The sequence below is a fragment of the Plantactinospora sp. BC1 genome (assembly GCF_003030345.1).
In the GTDB taxonomy this organism is placed as follows: Bacteria; Actinomycetota; Actinomycetes; order Mycobacteriales; family Micromonosporaceae; genus Plantactinospora.
The window spans coordinates 6813618-6830695 of sequence record NZ_CP028158.1; the positions used below are offsets into that span (position 1 = coordinate 6813618).

The window sequence follows — 17078 nt, forward strand, 5'->3', positions numbered from 1 at the left end:
CGGTCGATCTCAGCTTCCGTCGCGCGCTGAGGTTCACTCCGATCGGATCCCGATATGAAGCGCGATGGGTAACCCATCAAGAACAGAACTCCGAGCCCTGCGACTATGACGAAAATTAGCAGCGCCCACTCCAGCACCGAACTGGTTTCCTTCATCAGTCAACAATCTGACTGTACGCGTTCGTGAGCGGATCGTGGTTTGTGCCTATCGCCCAACCTGCCACCACGTTCGTCGCTCTCAGTGGATCGATGCGGTATGCCTGCTCGTATCGCCCGGCTCTCAGGTGAACCTTTGTTGCGCCCGTCAATTTAGCTCCCACTTCTCCGAGGGGAATGTCCAGGTGGCCACGGAAGGGCTTGTTCATTCCTCGTATCGGGACCTTCGCAGTCGGGATGCGCGTCAGGGCGACGTCTGTGGCTGTCCCGATGGCGAACTTTCCCCAATCAGCGGCACCCATGTCGGTTTGAGAGAGATCATACGCCCGGTATCCGATACTAACAAGCGCGGCGCCGCCCGCAACAGCCCCACAGACGCCTGCGGTGGCGACGACGCATGCGCCCATAGCGACGATCCCGGCCCCGGCGACGATCGCATTGCGGTTATCTTTGAGCCATTTCCCAGTACTGCACACCCAAGCCCACGCCTTGCACTCTTTCTTTGGCTTGGGTGGCGTGGGCCGCACGTACGTTTGCGGGGTAGGAGACGGCCGGGACGGGCAGGCTACCCCAGTGCCGGCAGCGTCTACGCATGCGCCTAGTCGATTCTGATACAGCGGCGAACCCGGCCTAGAGACACAGCCACCTGGGCGTTCGGCGCACCTATAGGTCCTCTTCGGCTTTCCGCCGGAGCCCTTTTTCCAATCGTCCTTCTTGGGCCCCCAGATCTTCTCCTGGTGATCCTTCGCTTCACGCTGCGTCATCCGGCCGGCCGCGACCTCGTCTGAGATCAGACCGGTGGGATCGGAGCGGGTAATTGGGGAGTTGTTTGAGTAGCTGTACCCATTCCACTGCTGCGCGTCGAACAGGTCCTGGATTGGATCAACCGAAATGAACCTTCCGATGGTGGGATCGTACGCGCGGGCGCCGATGGTGGTGAGTCCGGTCGGGCTCATCGGTTTGTTGAGGAATCCGCGGTTGTCAGGGTAGGTGCCGACAATGCCGCGAGGCGCGCCGTAGGGTGTGTACTGGCGCCATGTTGGTACTTGTGCAGTGCTGTCGAGGTAGAGGGTCGGAGTGCCTTGGTGGTCAGCGAGGGCGAAGGTGTAGCCGGCGCTGGCGCCGGAGCGGATGCAGGTGCCGCCGCCGGGCAGGGCGTGGTAGCGGTTGCCGTCGATGGCACCGGTGGTGGTGTTGAGGGTGAGTTGTTGGCCGGGGAGGTAGAGGGTGGTCTTGGTGGGTTCCTTCTGGAGCAGGAGGTTTCCGTCAGCGTCGTGAAGGAAGGTGTTCGTGCCGGTGGTGCCGCCGGTGACAGAGACGAGTTTCCCCGCATCGTCCCAGTCGAGCGTTTGGTTGCCTTCGGCAGCGTTACGTCCGGTCATATTGCCGGCGGCGTCGTAAGTGTAGGCGGCAGCGCCGGTGACAGCGCTGGTGGCGGTGAGCGTGTGTGGTTTGTTCTGGCCGTTGCCGTTGTAGGTGTAGGTCGTGGTCGTGTCGTTGCCTCCAGTGAGGTTGCGTTGGATCTGCTTGGTGCGGTTACCGATCGCGTCAATCTCCCAGCTGGTCCAGTAGGCGCTGCCTGAGCCGATGGTGTTACCGATCATGGTGCGGTTGCCGGCTGTGGGTGCGGTCGTGCAGTTGTCGGTGGCGGTCCAGGCTTCGGTGAGCCGGTTGAGTCCGTCGTAGCCGTAGCACTGTGTTTCGGCGGGGGTGGAGGCGCCGTTGCGTTTACTGATCTTGCGGTTGATTTTGCCGTACAGGTCGTAGCGGTATTCCTGCTCGTCGAGGGGTGTGGCGATGGTGCCGCTGGTGGCCTTGCTGACGACTTGGTTGGTCAGGCGGCCGGTGTGTGTGTCGTAGGTGTTGGTGACCAGGGCGAAGTTGGTCGCGGAGCCGATCTTCTGCTGGTTGACCCGCCCCCACGCGTCATAGGTGACGTACTGCGTGTAGGCGGCGAGTCCGACGAGGCTGTCAGGTAGGTCGAGGTCGCCGTAGCCGTGCAGGACGGTTTCCGCTGGCAGGCTGCCCTTGGCTGGGTAGGTGTCGGTGAAGGGCAGCCCGAGGACGCTGTTGTAGGTGTGTCCGAAGACGTAGGAGCCGCTGAGAGCGCCCTCGACGTCGGGGATTGTGATAGTGACTCCGAGGCTCTTACCGAAGACGTTGAAGCCCTTCTGCTGGGTGGTATAGGCGTGCCCGTCCCGATAGGCGATGGTGGTGGTGGGCTGGCCGACCGGGTTGGTGACTCCGGGGACGTTGTTGCTATTGTCGTAGATCCACTTGGCCCGCTGGTTCGCCGGGGCCTGATTGGTCACGGTCGCGGCGTACTCACCGGTCTCGCGGTCGAGCGCGTCGTGGGTGAATGACAGCGTCTTGCCGCGTCCATCAGTCGTCTGCTGCAGGTTGCCGTTGGCGTCGTAGCTCATCGTGGTGGTGCCGGCGTCGGGGTCAGTCCGGCTGACCAGCTGGCCGAGAAGGTTGTACGTCGACGCCCAGACGTTGTCCGCTGCGTCGGTCAGGGTGGCCTGGTTGCCGCGTACGTCGTAGCCGTAGCTGCTGGTGGTTGTGGTACCGCCGGTGACCGTGTACGTGCCGGTGAACGTGTCCTGCGGTGCGGTCACCGTCGGCCGGGACGTGTACTCGACCAACTGCGTCTTGCGGTCCAAGGGGTCGGTGACGGTGGTGGCCACCGTTCCTCCGTCCGGCGGGACGACGGTGATGCGGTCACCGTGATAGACGGTCGTGGTCGACGAGATGGTCAAGCCATTCTTTGCTGCCTCAACGACGACCGCTCGGCCCAGGCCGTCGTAGGTGGTGAAGGTCTGGTTCGGCACCTGCTTGCCGAGGTCCGCCGCCGATACTGGGCTGCTCACGGCGGGCAGGCTGGTAGTGTCCCACCAGCCGTTGTAGGAGGCCCGGGCCCAGCCTCGGGAGTCGTAGAACGTGTCGGTGATCATCCGGCCGCCGGCTGGCGTCATCGCCTGCGTCTGCCGCTCCCGCAGCATGGCGTCGTACAAGGTCACCGAGGTCCGATAGCCGTTCGCGAGGTTCAAGCTTCGGTTCGTCACCGCCGTGACGCCGGTCTTCGAGACCGTGTAGGTAAAGGTGTGGTTCGCCGGGCTGCTCGTCGTCCGTGAGTGCAGCCAGACCGATGTGGTCCGGCCTACCGCATCATACTGCTGGCGGGTAATCGTGCTGTTGGCGTCGGTGCTGGTCAGCGTGCTGCCACGGCGTGGGTTCACTGTGGCGGATGAGGTCTGTTGGAGGGCGTTGGTGCTCGATGTGCCGGTCGTTAGGCCTACCGTGTTCATCGTGTAGCCGAGGGTGGACTTGTTGCCCTTGGCGTCGAAGCTGTCCTCTGGCCGGCCGTAGGTGTCGTAGGTGCCGCGTTCGGTGGTCTGCCACACGTAGCCGTTGGCGGTGTAGTCCGTCGCCGTGCGGGTCATCGTCACGTTCCCCTTCGTGGGCGCGGACGCCTGGGGGAACGTGAGAGCGAACTCCGTATCGTCGTAGAAGGTCCGTTCGGCCTTCACCACCTGATCCGGCCGGCTTAGCGACGTCGGTGCGGTCAAGGTATTCACGCTGCCCGGCTCCGATGCTGGGCTGCCGGTGGTGAACCCGCCGCACGCCACGGCGGCGGTCTCCACTTGGGCGGGAAGACCGACCAGGTTCTTTCCAGTATTCGGCGGGGCGTAGGTGTAGGTGGTGCACTGGTCGAAGGCGGGGTTGGTCGGCACGGTGTAGGTGTAGGTGTGCTTGAGCGAGCCGAGAGTCGCGCTGGCGGTATTCGCGTCGTAGCTGTGCTCCATCGCCGTGTACCGCCAAGTCGGCGTTGCGCCGCTGGTGACCGCTTTTCGGGTGTAAGTCTTGACCGGCTGCACCCACTGTGCCGTCAGCGCGGGTAGTCCGGTGCGGCTGCGGGTGGCGGTGGCGCCGGACGCCCAGTACGAGTTGATCGTCGACGAGTCGATCCGCCCGTTCTCGCCCAGGTACTCGGTGGTCTCCAGCACCCGGCCGGCGAACTCGTCGACGTCCTCGTGCACTCCACCGGCCGAGTCGGTGAGGTTCACGGCCGTTGTCGAGTTGTTCTTTGACATGCCCCGGTAGTAGGTGGTCTGTGACATGGTGCGGCGGTCGTTGACGCCGTCCCCGGTGAACGTCTGGACCTTGGCGTAGCCGCGGAACTGGCCGTAGGTGCGGTATTTGGCTTTGACGACCTCGTTTTCGTCGTACCGCCACGCCGCGCCGTCGAGGTACTTGTAGCTGATAGTGAGGGCCGGGGCGCCGCCGGTCGGGTCGGTGGAGGTCACCCGGGTCACCGCGTACTTGTTGAACCAGTCTCGGTGCGGGTTCACATATCCGTCCGGTGTCCAGTAGACGGGGTAGCACGACTTCGTGTTGGATGCTGGTGACTGGGTGACGGGGGCGGTGCACGGCACCGGCAGTTCGTAGCTCGGGGCGATTACCGATCCGGTTTCGGTGGTGATCGCCGAGATCCGCTGCCGGTAGTACGACGGCAACCCGCCCGCGATGTCGACCCGGTTGGGCAGTTTGATTCCGCTGAAGCTCACCGACGGCATTGTGATCGCCGCCGTCCCGCCCGCGCTCAGATCGTGCCCGGTGCGGGTGATCGACGACAGCCACAATGTGGGGGATGTGCCGTCGCCCGTCGCCGGCATGGTATGGGTCAACGCGTACGAGTCGACTTTTTCGTGCTTGCTGGTGCCGGTGTTCCACTGCTGGGTCTCGACTGACGTCAGCCGTACCGTGGAGAAGAACGACGGGCTCCAGTCGTCGCAGTCCGTCCCTGAGGCGCAGATGAGGTCGAACGGGACGTCGGGCCAGTTCGCCTTGTTCGCCGAGTTCAACGGTTGACACGTCCCGGACAGGCACCGCTCTCCGGTGTGGAACAGCACCCGGTTCGGCACCGTCCCGTACGCGCCGCCGTCGCGGAATCCGTAGTCGATCCGGGTCAGCCACGAGTCGCGGATGTAGGACACGTCGGTTGCGCCCTTGTTCCGGCCGTAGAAGTTCGTGTCCTGCCCGTAGTAGTACGCCATCGCGTTCCCGTGGACGTCGACCACGTGGTCGAGGCTCCACCGGTACGCCATTGTGCACACCGATGATGAGAAGCCTGCCGAGTTGTAGCAGGGATCTCCCGAATGCGGAGAGTACACGGGCGTGTGGTCCACGGATTTCGTTTCCGGCTTTCCGGAGGTCCAGCCGGGTAGGCGGTTGCGGCCGAACTCGTAGACAGTTCCGTCGCGCAGCGTCACCCGCCAATAGTCGGTATTGTAAGTACCGGAACCGTTGTTCGAATTCGTAACCCGAGTGATGACCTCGCCGTCGTCCAGTTCCGGCTTCCAAATCTCCTTATCGGCGTCCCACACCAGCGACGTCGACGACCCGTTCAGCGACATCGTCAGCACCGGGCCGTCCCAGCACCGGTCGTACGTCTTCACTGGCGACGCCTTGCCTCCGGGCTCGTCCTGGCACGACGCGAACGTCTGCTCGATGAAGGACCGGCCCGTCGACCAGCCATCGCCGGCCCACGACGCCTGCGCGTTGGTCGATGCCGTCTGGCCGTCCACGCTCGCCGAGTCGTACGACAGTGCCAGCGTCGGTGCGAGGTCCGACGCCGCCGGCGGCACGTCCATTGGGTACGAGTAGGTGAACGAGCCCGTGCTCCCACCGCCGGTCCAGGACCCCGACGGCTTCAGGTCCGTGGCCGCGTACGTGCCGCCGGCGCCGCCCTCGTCGCCCGGGTCGGCGACCGCAGCCAACACGACTGTGGCGTCATCGGCGGACCGGTTCTGCGGACCGCCCGCCGGCAGTGATATCTCCGCCGACACCGACTGCGCCGACACATCGTTCGATGACACCAGTGGCGAGCCCATACGACACGAGGTCACGCGCGGCGTCGTCAACGCACACGCCGGAAGTCGTACCAGACGCAGCCGCGAGCCGAAGTTCCCGCCGAACGTCTCCGCGAACCCGGCGTAGTCCACTCCGACTCGCACTACGCCGGACCCCTGCGCTGTTTCTGGTCGTAGCGACAGCAGCACCCCGTCGACACCGGCGGCCTTGGCGGCGGCGCGGTCGGCCACGCGCACCTCGACCTGGCCGGGCCCCTCGTACGAGCCATTACGCGGCACCGGCTGCGCCCACACGGGAGTATCGGCGGCCCGCACCTTCACCGGCGTGGCCGCCCGGCCAACCACGTCGGCGAGGTCCAGCTGGGACGTCGCCGCCTTTGGCCACGCCGTTCGGGTGGGCCGGTAGGAGTCCTTCGCCGCGTTCGGCGGAGTCACGAACTTCGTCGGCAACGGCTTGACGCCCTTCACCGACGGACCCGGTGACGGAGTAGGCGCCGTCTGCTCCGGCGGCTTGGCCTGTGCCGGTGTCGCGGTCAGCATTCCCGCTAGCAGCGCACCGGCGGCAACAAAGGCGATGGCGGTCCGTCCGCATGCGGACAGGCGTGACCGGCCGAACCTGCTCATGCAACCTCACCTCAGCGAAGATCGACACAAGCCACCTCGAGTGTTCGGGCGGACACCCCCCGTGGCGCTGACAATCTCTCACGTCCCCGACCTCGCCCGGTAACGATGGGATAACGATGATCAAGGGCGTGGGCGGCAATTCAGTCGCAGAGCGCACGAACGGGACGACTCGTTGTGACGACAGGCGTTCCCCTCTCCCGGAGCGGCCTGCTTCACTGTGGCCGCCACCGGACGCGGCACGCGCGGACCGGTGGCATCGCGTGGGGAGGTACCGTGTTGTCCACATTCGTCGCCTGGACGAGGCTGCGTTTGCTTCGCATCGGAGCCGTCGGCGTCACTGCCGGCGCCGTTCTGATCGCCGGCCTGCCGTTGTCCGCCGGCTCGGCCGCCGCCTCACCGACGCCTCCCGCCCCGCGGGTCGCCGGACTCCTCGACGCGGACGCGGCGATCGCCGAGGCGAGACGGATCGGCAGGCCAGTTGAGGCAACGGCCTCCGGCAGCCCGACATCCACCCTCACCGCCCGCCCGGACGGGCTGCTGGAGCTGGCGCAGTCGGCGGTACCGACCCGCAAGCGGGTCGACGGCGTCTGGAAGGCATTGAATCCGACGTTAGTCAGGCAGGCCGACAGCAGCATCACCGCAGCGGTCACCACCAACACTGTCCGCCTGTCCCCGGGCGGCACCGGCCCCTTAGCAGAGTTGATCAGCGGCGACCGGGCGGTGGCGTTCACCGCGCCGATGCCGCTGCCGGCCCCGGCGTTGGAGGGTCCGACCGCCGTCTACGCCGACGTGCTGCCCGGGGTGGACCTGACGGTACGGGTTACCGCCGAGGGGGCCTTCTCCCACACGTTCGTCATCAAGACCCGGCAGGCCGCTACACACCCACAGTTGACCGCGCTGAGTCTGTCCACCACCACCAGGGGCGTCACCCTCACCGCCGACGCGGTCGGAAACATCGCCGGCCGCGACCGCACCGGCGCCACGGTCCTCACCGCTCCCGCACCGCTCATGTGGGACTCCACAGCCCCCGCAGCAGGAGCCACCCGCCGGGGACAGTCCAGCTCCGATACTCCCGCCCCCGGGCGTACCGCCCCGGTCGGAGTCGAGGTCGCGCCGGACATGGTCACGCTCAGCCCCGACCGCGATCTTCTGACCGGGGAAAAGACCGTTTATCCGGTCTACATCGATCCCAGCTTCACCTGGACACCCGTCGGCCCGAAGATGTCCGGCTGGGCCACCATCTCCTACCAGCACCAATCAACGAATTATTGGAAGGACACCCCGGATCTGATCGGCCGTATGCAGGTCGGCAACTCCGGCAGTCAACGCTCCAACACCCTGATCAATTTCCCCGTTCCCTACGGCACCCTCGCAAACGCCGAAATCAGCTCCGCGACCTTCAAGATCACCAACACCCGGTCCTGGAGCTGCACCGACAGGACCGTCTACATCTACGGCCCCAGCACCACACTGACGTCGTCGAACGCCACCTGGAACCACTGGGAAGGCGTCAGCAAAGGCTCCGCCATCGCCTCCAGGAGCTTCGCCTACGGCTACTCCGGCTGCGACGCCGCCGCCGTCTCCTTCGACATCACCAGCAAGATCCGCACCGACGTCACCGACAGACGAGCCACCCGCACCCTCTGGATGGTCGCCGCCAACGAGGCCAGCGACACCCAGAGCTGGAAAGAGTTCCTCCAGACCAGCCCCACCCTGACGATCCTCTACAACCACGAACCGAACAAGCCCACGAACCTGACCACCTCCCCCAAGACCACCTGCGCCGGCGGCTCCTTCGTCGGCGACAGCAGCGTCTCGCTGTACGCGCCGGTATCCGACCGCAACGGCGGCACACTCGGTGTGTCGTTCAAGCTGTGGAAGACCAGCGACACCACCGAGACCGCGATCGCCTCGTCCAACCCCAACCTGCTGACCTACCCGTCCGGAAGCACGGCGGTACTCGTCGTTCCGGTCGCCACCCTGCGCGCCGCCGCCGCAGGTGCCGCCACAAGCTTGTCCTGGAAGGTGCAGGCCACCGACTTCCGCAGCCCCAGCGACTGGTCGGGCACCTGCAAGTTCACCTTCGACCCGACCAGGCCCGGCGCCCCGACAATTCCACAGCCCGTCGACGGGGAAACGGCAGTCGGGCAGCCGTGGACATTCCCCGTCACCCCACCGGCCGGGACCACGGTCCCGAGCGGGTACGTCTACCAGCTCAACGCGGGCCCGCCGGTCGACGTGCCCGCCGACGCCGCCGGCAACGCCACGATCAGCGCCGCCCCCACCCGATTCGTCAACACGCTGTCTGTCACCAGCGTCTCCGCCGGCGGGAACTTTGGCGACACCGCCAGCGTCACCTTCAACTCGATACCGAGCGTCGACGCGGCCGACGGCGACCTCACCGGCGACGACTCCCCCGACCTCCTCACCGTCGGCGGCCGGTACGGACTGCCGTCCGGACTTTGGCTCGCGCCCGGAGGCCCCGGACAGGGCAATATCGTCGCTACCAACATCGGCGCCCGCGGCAACGGCGTCGCCGGCACCACCAACCCAGAGGACCCGGCCAGTAACAACCCGGCGGACTTCAACGGCGCCCTTGCCGTCACCGGCCGCTTCTTCGGCGAAGGCTTCCAAGACCTCCTCGTCTACTACGGCAGCGGCCCGCACGCCGGCGGGGCCAGCATCCTGCGCGGCAACGGCGACGGCTCCGTCATCGAATCCCTACGCAGTGGTGTCCAGCGGTTCATCGTCGCCGACCAGCTCCGCGACGAGAACGGCAACTCCCCCCAGCAGTTGGTCAACGCTGGCGACGCCCGCGGCAGCGGCTCCCCGCTGCCCGACCTGATCGGCATCGCCGGCAGCGCCGAGCACGGCTACCGCCTCACCTACCACCCCAACCTGGGCGCACCAAACGGCTACATCCTCACCTACCAGACCACCGCCCTGACCCCTACCGGTGGCACGAACTGGAACGACTGGACGATCGCGACCACCCAGACCACCACCGGCACCGCCATGTTCCTCTGGGAACGCACCACCGGGGCCCTGCACCTGTGGACCGCGCTCGCCTACGACGAGGGCACCGGCCAGCTCACGTACACCGGCCATAAGCTGCGCGACAACGGCTGGAACACCGGCGCCACCATCGACCTCCGCGCCGCTGACACCAACGCCGACGACATCCCCGACCTGTGGACCACAGCGAGTGGCGGTCAGAGCACCGAGTGGCAGGTCGCCGACCTCACCGCCGGGAACGGGACCATCACTGCCCAGCCTGCCCGGGCGTTGATCACCGCCGATCACGCCTGGCAACTCAACGACAACGCCACCGGCACGGTCACCACCGCCAAGGACACCGCCGGCACCCTGCACGCCACCGGCACCACCGGCACCACCTGGAGCACCGGCGACCAGTTCGACCCCGACGTCGCCTTCAACGGCACCACCGGCACCCTCACCACCAGCGGACCGGCCGTACCCACCAACGCCGCCTTCACCGTCTCGACCTGGGTCAAACTCAACAGCCACGGCGGCACGGTCCTGTCCCAGGACGGCACCAATACCGCCGGATTCAAGATCTGGGCCGAATCCAGCAACAAGTCATGGCGCTTCGCTATGTCACGAAGCAACGTGGCAAGCCCAGTCTGGGACACCGCCAGCGCCGCCCCCGGATCGGCTCGCCTCGGGGTGTGGACCCAGCTGACAGCCGTGTACAGCCCCGCCGCCGGCAACCTGCACAGCATGTTCCTCTTCGTCGACGGCCGTAACGTCGCCTCAGCCGCCCACACCAACCTGTGGAACGCCACCAACAGCTTCCGAATCGGCGCCACCAAAACCGGGGCAAGCACCTACGGCGGCTACCTCAACGGCGAGGTGTCCCTCACCCAAACCTGGGACGTGGCCACCATGGGCCCAGAACCGACAGCCCACGACCTCAACGGAGACGGCCGCGCCGACATCGTCGCCGCCGACTCCTCCGGAGGACTCTGGCTGCACCCCAACACCGGAAACGGTGGTACATCCACCTTCGGCACACCCGTCAAGGTCGGAAGCGGATGGGGCGGCTACCGGTGGAACATCCGCGACTGGACGATGGACGGCCGCGCCGACGTCCTCGGCATCGACGCCGACGGCATCCTCTGGATGTACCCCAACGACATGGGCTCACCAAGCTTCGGACAACGCCGCCAGGTCGGCGTCGGCTGGACCACCTACAACCACGCCACCGGCAACGCCGACGGCGACCGGATCCCCGACCACTTCGGCATCAACACCACGACGAGCGAACTCTTCTACTACCCCGACGGATGCTGCAAAGTCCGTATCGGCACCTCCGGCTGGACCCCCTACCGCATCTTCCCGGCGGACCTCAACTCCGACGGCCGCGACGACATCGTCGGAATCGACGGCCACGGCAATCTGTGGCTCTACCCCAACACCGGTCAAGCGGGCCCAGCGATGCTCGGCACCCGCGAACTCATCGGCGCGGGATGGACCCCCTACCGGGCGACGGTAGCCGACATCAACTCCGACGGCATACCAGACATGGTCGCTATCGACACCAGCAACATCGTCTGGCTCTACCCCGGTACCGGCACCGGCCGCTTCAGCAACGACCGCATCCAACTCGCCAGCAACTGGACAGCCACCACCGCCAAAACCATCGGCTGACACCTAGCCACGGAACATCAAACGGGTGGTGCCCGCGACCCTCGCCGGCACCACCCGTCTAGCCTGATCGCCCGGTTGTCGCGAGATGCGGGCCTGATCCGGTCCGTCTGCCACGACGCGGGCGGCCGGCTTTCGGGTCCGTTGGGGTGTCAGACACGATCGGACAGTCCCCTCGCGATGAGAAAATGCAGCCGTTCATAATCCTGTCGTTCGGTCACCTGTCTGCCTCGCGACGGTGCTTTCCTGATGCGAATCCGGAGCTGCGGGAGACGTTGGCACGGTTACACCGAAACGATTAGGACAACGGCGATTGCCACAGCTCCCGCCCGTCTCACCGACGATGGATGACGAGCCACGCGGTCGACCCGTCCGGCCGCGTCACCGCCTCAGCTTGACTCTGTCGGGGATCTTGGTGCTTCCATGCCGGTGTGGTCATGGGGTGCGGCAGCTTGCGGGCGTATCTGGCCCGTGAGACTGCGGAGGAGTGCGAGATGTCGGTGCGTCCCAGTCCGGGTGCCGAGGTCCCGGCGCTGACCGCGCGGATGGCGCGTGCCAGCAACCCGGCTGGGACGACGGCGATGTGGGTGCGTGACCGTCTCGACGGCCTGTGGAGGGACGAGGATTTCGCCGACTGGTACCCACGCGACGGGCGGCCCCGGCCTTCCGCCCGCGCAGCCGGCCAGGGTGAGCGTGATTCAGTTCCTGCTCGGAGTCTCCGACCGCGACGCCGCCGAGGCCGTACGCTGCCGCCTCGATTTCAAATACGCCCTCGGCCTCGACCTTGACCCTGACGACCCTGGCTTCCACCACAGCGTGCTCACTGACTTCCGCGACCGACTGCTCGAGGAGGGGCCGGACCGATCGGCTTCTCGACCTCGCTCTCGCCCGGCTCAAGGAAGCCGGCCTGGTCCGCGAGCGGACCACCCAGCGCACCGACTCCACCCACGTCCTCGCCGCCGTACGCGACCCGCCTCGAACTGGTCACCGCAGCGGTGCGCGCCGCCCCGCAGTGAGATCCGGCATCGAGGGCATCATCTGCGAGTTCATCCATGACCACGACACGCGCCGCTGCCGCTACCGGGGACAGGCCAAGGCACACCTGCAACACGTTCTCACCGCCATCGCCGTCAACGTCGAGCGCCTCAGCCGCCAGCCCCAGATGAAATCACGCCCCCACGGCCGCCGACCGCCTTCCAGGAATATTGCGACCAGCAGGGAATCCGGCGCCTGATGTCCTGGCGCGCGGTCAGTTAACGCGGGCAGCGACTAAGATCTCCCGACAGAGTCAAGCTTAGGGGCAGTTGTCCGGCATCAGCGGCGAGGCTACGCCCCGTTGATGCGCAGCACCCGCGGCTTCCCGTCATCGACGGACAAGATGGCGTCGTATCTTCCGCTGGCTGGTTTGGACGTGGCTCCGAAGAACAACTGACTGTATGACGCCGTCACCGAGTAATCCCCCTCGACATGAATAAGTCCGGTTGACGGCTCGAAGCGTGGCTTGGTGTTGATGGAAGGGTCACCATTGAGCTTCCAACCGACCTCGCCCGACCCGGCGCCAGAATAAGTATCAGGGCATTCTGGGGGCAGCTGTGACTTTCTTGTCTTTACACATCTCTCGAAGGCAGCCTTCACCAAGGACCGAGCGAGCTCGTCAGGGACTTGGGGATTGCGCTTCTCCGTAACTGGCCTGGGCGTATCGTCGTAGTTTCTCAATTCTGCTAGCTTTGCCTTTCCCTCTGCCCACTCGACTCGGGCCCAGTATTCGATGACCCTCAACTTGAGATCGGGGCCGGATGCAGTCTCGTAGGACGCCGTCATGACCGCAGTGCCGAGCACGTGGAAGCGGCCTTCCTCGCCGTTGTAGTGGATGACAGCACCGTCGCCGGGTACACCGTGGATCCGCCATGTGACGGAGGTGGCATCGCCGGCCCCCCAGTCCTTGACCTGCTGGGGGCAGTTCTGGGGTTGCAATACCAGGGCCTTCGCGCAGCTTTGCAGTCCGCCAACGGCCGCTGCGAGGACAGCAGCGTCGGTCGAGCCGTCCGGTCGTGTGCCATTCTCGGCGGGAAATGAAGACTTGGGCTCGGGCGGGTCCGGAATGATGTTGCAGAGGCCTATGATGGCCGCAACTGCTGCGCCAGCGATCCACATCCAAGCGAAGGGGTGGGATGCAGAGGGTGGCTCCTCTTCAGTAGCACTCTCGTCGCCGTCATCGTCGTCGGAGTCCGGCGGCGGATAGATGATGTTGTTGTTGCCGTGGATGATCGTTGAACGATGGGCTGAGCCGAAACTTCGGTTGCCTTTGACGGTGTTCTTGCTGGCCCGCCCAGTGGCACCATCATCGGTCATCTTTCTTACCTTCTCCGAGACGGTTTCGATTGCCGTACACGACCTGGCTGTTGGTCGCGGATCCGAACGACTTGTCGCCCTTGGCTCTGTTGGTGTCCGGGCGACTGCTGACCGCTGGGCGACTCGACGGGGCCGGGCTCATCGGACGGATCCAGGTAAGCCAGGTCACCACCAGGGCAATCACGGCGACCACAAGGCCAGCGACGGCGACCCAGTAGGTACCAGTTGTGCGGTCTTGCTTCCAGAGCACAGCCCCGAAGATCGCGGCGGCCACGAGGACTGTCAGCGGTCCACCCACGACGGCTACCTTACGCGCATTGGACATCTGCCCATCGTCACCTACTCGCGCAATGAGCGGTAGCACCCCAGCGCCCAGCGTCGATGTCAGCGGCCGAGGACGGAGTCGTAGTCGTCTAGGTGAAGAGCGTCCTCACACATCGCCGCGAGCCATGCGGAACTCACACCGCTGGCCGACATGCCGGGTCGGTCAGCGGCGGCAACCGCGTGAAACCACGCTGAGACGAAGGTGCCAGGAATCCGTGGGATCGAGGTGAGATCCACGACTTCGCCGAGGTCAGTGCGAGTGGAGAACGCAACCGCGGCCCGAGCGGCTGGCTGCGCGGTGAGGTCGAGGCCCAGACCAGTCAGAAAAGCGCCAACGTCAGAAAACGTCCCAAACCACGCGGTGAACGTCTCTGACCAGGCTGCAAGCGACACGGGCGGATCAGACGGGCCACCATCGGCGCCGAATCGGACAGCGAGCAAAAGGTCCGCAGATCCAGACTCCCGGCCGAACAGTTGATGCTCCGCGGCCGGTGGCGGGCTGAAACGGGCCCATGCCACCGGCTCACCATCGTCGTCAGCCGCGCGGAGGATGGCACCGAAGCTGGCCCGGGCATGGTCGCCGTACCGGGTCCAGGCCAGGCCATCGATGTCAACGTGGCGCGCAAGAGCGTTTGTCATCGTCACGCTGTTGAGCAAGGCCAGCAATGCGTCGGAGATCTGCTTTGCCCGTCGCGCTGCGGGCAGTTCTGTACAAGCGATTCGCCAGAGAAACCGGAACTCGGCCGGCTTACCGCCGTCAGTGACCGGCGAGTTGTAGACGCTGCTTTGATCGCGGGCATACAACGCAAGGCGCGCGTCCGCAGGGGGCAACACCGACCAACGCTCGAACTGCGGCGGCTGGCCCGTGGCGAGGCCGGTCGGTTCGTCTTCGCCAGCGGGGACGGTCACCGGGGTGGTGGTCCGTTGGGTCGGGGGTGATGCATATGTGATGTCTCGGTTTCCGACATACACCGTCCCGTTGTTATCGCCATACACGTGGACGGTAGTGCTGATATTCGACCTGTCGGAACCGCCGCCTTCGAGGTGTCGCCTGCCTCGTGAGGTAAGCCGCAGAATGTTAGTGGGTGGCTCATTACCAGCGATGCCGTCTCCGGCAGACACAAGGCCCTCGCCGAGCAGGGATTCGACCGCGTCGAAGATCTCAGCTTGAGTGAACACGTCTCCCTCGTACGCCAGTTGAGGCGAGGACGGAGGATCAGATGCGGGGTACTCGCTCGCCCCGGACAACGACCACAGAACTTCCTGACGGCAGGCCTCCCAACGGCGCAGTGGATCATCGCGGCGCTTGTGGCGAGCCTCGGTCTCAGCGCGACCCCGGCCCGTGAGAATAACCGCGCTATTGAAGATCCCAAAGACGAGGTGTGCCTTGATCAGGCCGCGCCGGTCAAGGTCTTGTAGCGTCTCCAGCCACAGGTCCATCTCTTCGGCTGGGGGGTCTCCGTCGAACAAGTCGCCTAGGCAGGCGACCGTCGACGGTTCGGGCGGGCGCCAGTTGACTAGCCAGTCGAGAAGTGCGTACTCCCTGCTAGTGGCGTCCTTCACTCTGCGCTGCCCAGGCCAAGCTTCAGTTCGAGGTACTTGGTGAGCACGACCGGCACCACCGAATCGCTGGCGCGGCCCAGGAAACGGATCACCCGTGAGCCTAAAGACTTGATTTCGCCGTCGTCAGGGTTCGGTCCTTCTATCTCGTACTGTGCGGACTCTGCCGTTCGTACAAGCTCATCGCGATCGCGATCCGCCATGTTCAGCGATCCGGCTACCTCGATCACCGCTCGCATGATCTCAGCGATGTCGGCGGTGGCCATGTTGCTCCGGGTCGAGGCGAGTTGCGTGACATCCCGGTTGCCCGACGCGATGTTTCCGCTGTTGGCTCCATGGACGGTAACCGTATTGTTCGGCCGAAAGGCTTGAGAGTCGTGGTCGGTCACGAGTTGATCCCTTCCGAGGTCGTCACCGAGTGTAGCTTCACCGGCAACCTCTCTCGCGACGCGGCGAGACCGGCCTGACAAGTCCGGGCGCGGGCGGACGTCAAGGGCGCGAAGAGTCGCCATTCTCTCGATGCGGTGACCACGCCGCACGCTGGCACACCGCAAGGCCCTCGAACTTCCCAGCTGGGGAAGTGGCCGCGCCCCGCCGCAGAAGGGCTAGGAACGAACTCGTCTCGTTGATAGGTCCGCGTCCGAGGTGACCCGGCCGTCGTCGGGCCTGCCTCCTTGCCGCCGGGAACCGCTGGCCAGCGCGCGGACCATTACCTCGCCGGCCGCGACACGGCCGGAACGTGGGCCGGCGCGGCTGGGCCGGACCGGACGGCCGAGAAGGTGATGTCCTGGGTTCGCCGGCGGCATGAGCCGGCGCTCCGTACGCCGGCGAACAGGACACGAGCGGTCGGCCCTCACACTCCGACCACTTCCTGGGCCCGCCACGGCAGGATCACCTGGCGGCCAAACAGAACCAGCAGACCGTGGGCCGTCCGGCTATGCGGTCGCCCCAATCAGGCCTCAGACCGCGTGGGACGGTGGGCAGAGCGCGCTACGCCGATGGCCCAGGTGGTCACACCCGGTCGCCAGCGCGGTGTGCTACACCCGATCACGCGACCTCACGGAGCCCACGTCACGTGAAGCCGGGAAAGCCACACAGGACGAGCGGGTCTACCGTCGGGCACCAGCAGAGCCTGACCTGGCTGTGCTCCGTGTCGGAAACCCTCGACATGAACTCTCGACACCGCCGCCCAGAAGAACACCTCAGAAAAGTGTCGCTTCCGACGTGACCCCTCTGCTCCGGGCGGGTTCCGATACCACGGGGGTCAGTTTCAGGCGGAGCTGACACTGCGGACGCTCGTCGCGGAACCCGCGAACGCGAATCCTTCGAGCCGAGACATAACTCTGTCCCACCTTGCGGCAGCCAACAATCCACTCTCGCCAGCCCACCAGCGGTCGGTGCCACGGCGGCACCGGCCGCTTCCCTATGCCCGCCGGCCCGGGCCGGCACCAACCACCTCTCCTGGAGGAGATTCCTGTGGCAACGCCATCACACCCGCATCGACCCGCCAACGACCAACCAC

At 65.8% G+C, this 17078-nt stretch carries 7 protein-coding genes and 1 pseudogene; 3 read left to right on the forward strand and 5 right to left on the reverse strand.

The window, feature by feature from the left end; translation table 11 throughout:
• Window positions 1–154 precede the first annotated feature (154 nt).
• Window positions 155–6652: an RHS repeat-associated core domain-containing protein gene (locus C6361_RS29895; RefSeq protein ID WP_107269778.1), complete on the reverse strand. Its 6498-nt coding sequence runs from the start codon at window positions 6650–6652 to the stop codon at window positions 155–157.
• A gap of 273 nt (window positions 6653–6925) precedes the next feature.
• Here C6361_RS29895 and C6361_RS39085 point away from each other — a divergent pair, with 273 nt between their 5' ends.
• From C6361_RS39085 to C6361_RS37775, 3 genes and pseudogenes are all read left to right on the forward strand, one after another.
• Entirely contained in the window at window positions 6926–11323 is a 4398-nt protein-coding gene (locus C6361_RS39085; protein ID WP_159079554.1) for an FG-GAP-like repeat-containing protein, read from the forward strand.
• Between the two features lie 690 nt (window positions 11324–12013).
• Window positions 12014–12109 (forward strand): annotated as a pseudogene (locus C6361_RS39325) (transposase); the annotation flags it as partial.
• Window position 12110: 1 nt separating this feature from the next.
• Window positions 12111–12554 (forward strand): transposase, encoded by a 444-nt coding sequence (locus C6361_RS37775; protein ID WP_369931459.1) that lies wholly within the window; start codon window positions 12111–12113, stop codon window positions 12552–12554.
• 92 nt (window positions 12555–12646) lie between these two features.
• Here the strand turns inward: C6361_RS37775 and C6361_RS37245 are convergent, their stop codons facing one another.
• From C6361_RS37245 to C6361_RS29920, 4 genes are all read right to left on the reverse strand, one after another.
• The gene (locus C6361_RS37245) at window positions 12647–13672 is read right to left on the reverse strand and encodes a hypothetical protein (protein ID WP_159079555.1); all 1026 of its coding nucleotides are present in this window, start codon (window positions 13670–13672) and stop codon (window positions 12647–12649) included.
• Window positions 13662–13970 carry a hypothetical protein gene (locus tag C6361_RS37250; RefSeq protein WP_234359105.1) on the reverse strand — a complete coding sequence of 103 codons (309 nt, stop codon included), beginning with the start codon at window positions 13968–13970 and terminating at the stop codon, window positions 13662–13664. The genes C6361_RS37245 and C6361_RS37250 overlap by 11 nt, the downstream gene beginning before the upstream one ends.
• An 86-nt stretch (window positions 13971–14056) precedes the next feature.
• A complete protein-coding gene (locus tag C6361_RS29915) occupies window positions 14057–15436 on the reverse strand; it encodes a hypothetical protein (protein ID WP_159079557.1) in 1380 nt (459 codons plus the stop codon).
• 119 nt (window positions 15437–15555) lie between these two features.
• Window positions 15556–15945 (reverse strand): hypothetical protein, encoded by a 390-nt coding sequence (locus C6361_RS29920; protein WP_159079558.1) that lies wholly within the window; start codon window positions 15943–15945, stop codon window positions 15556–15558.
• Window positions 15946–17078: the final 1133 nt, after the last annotated feature.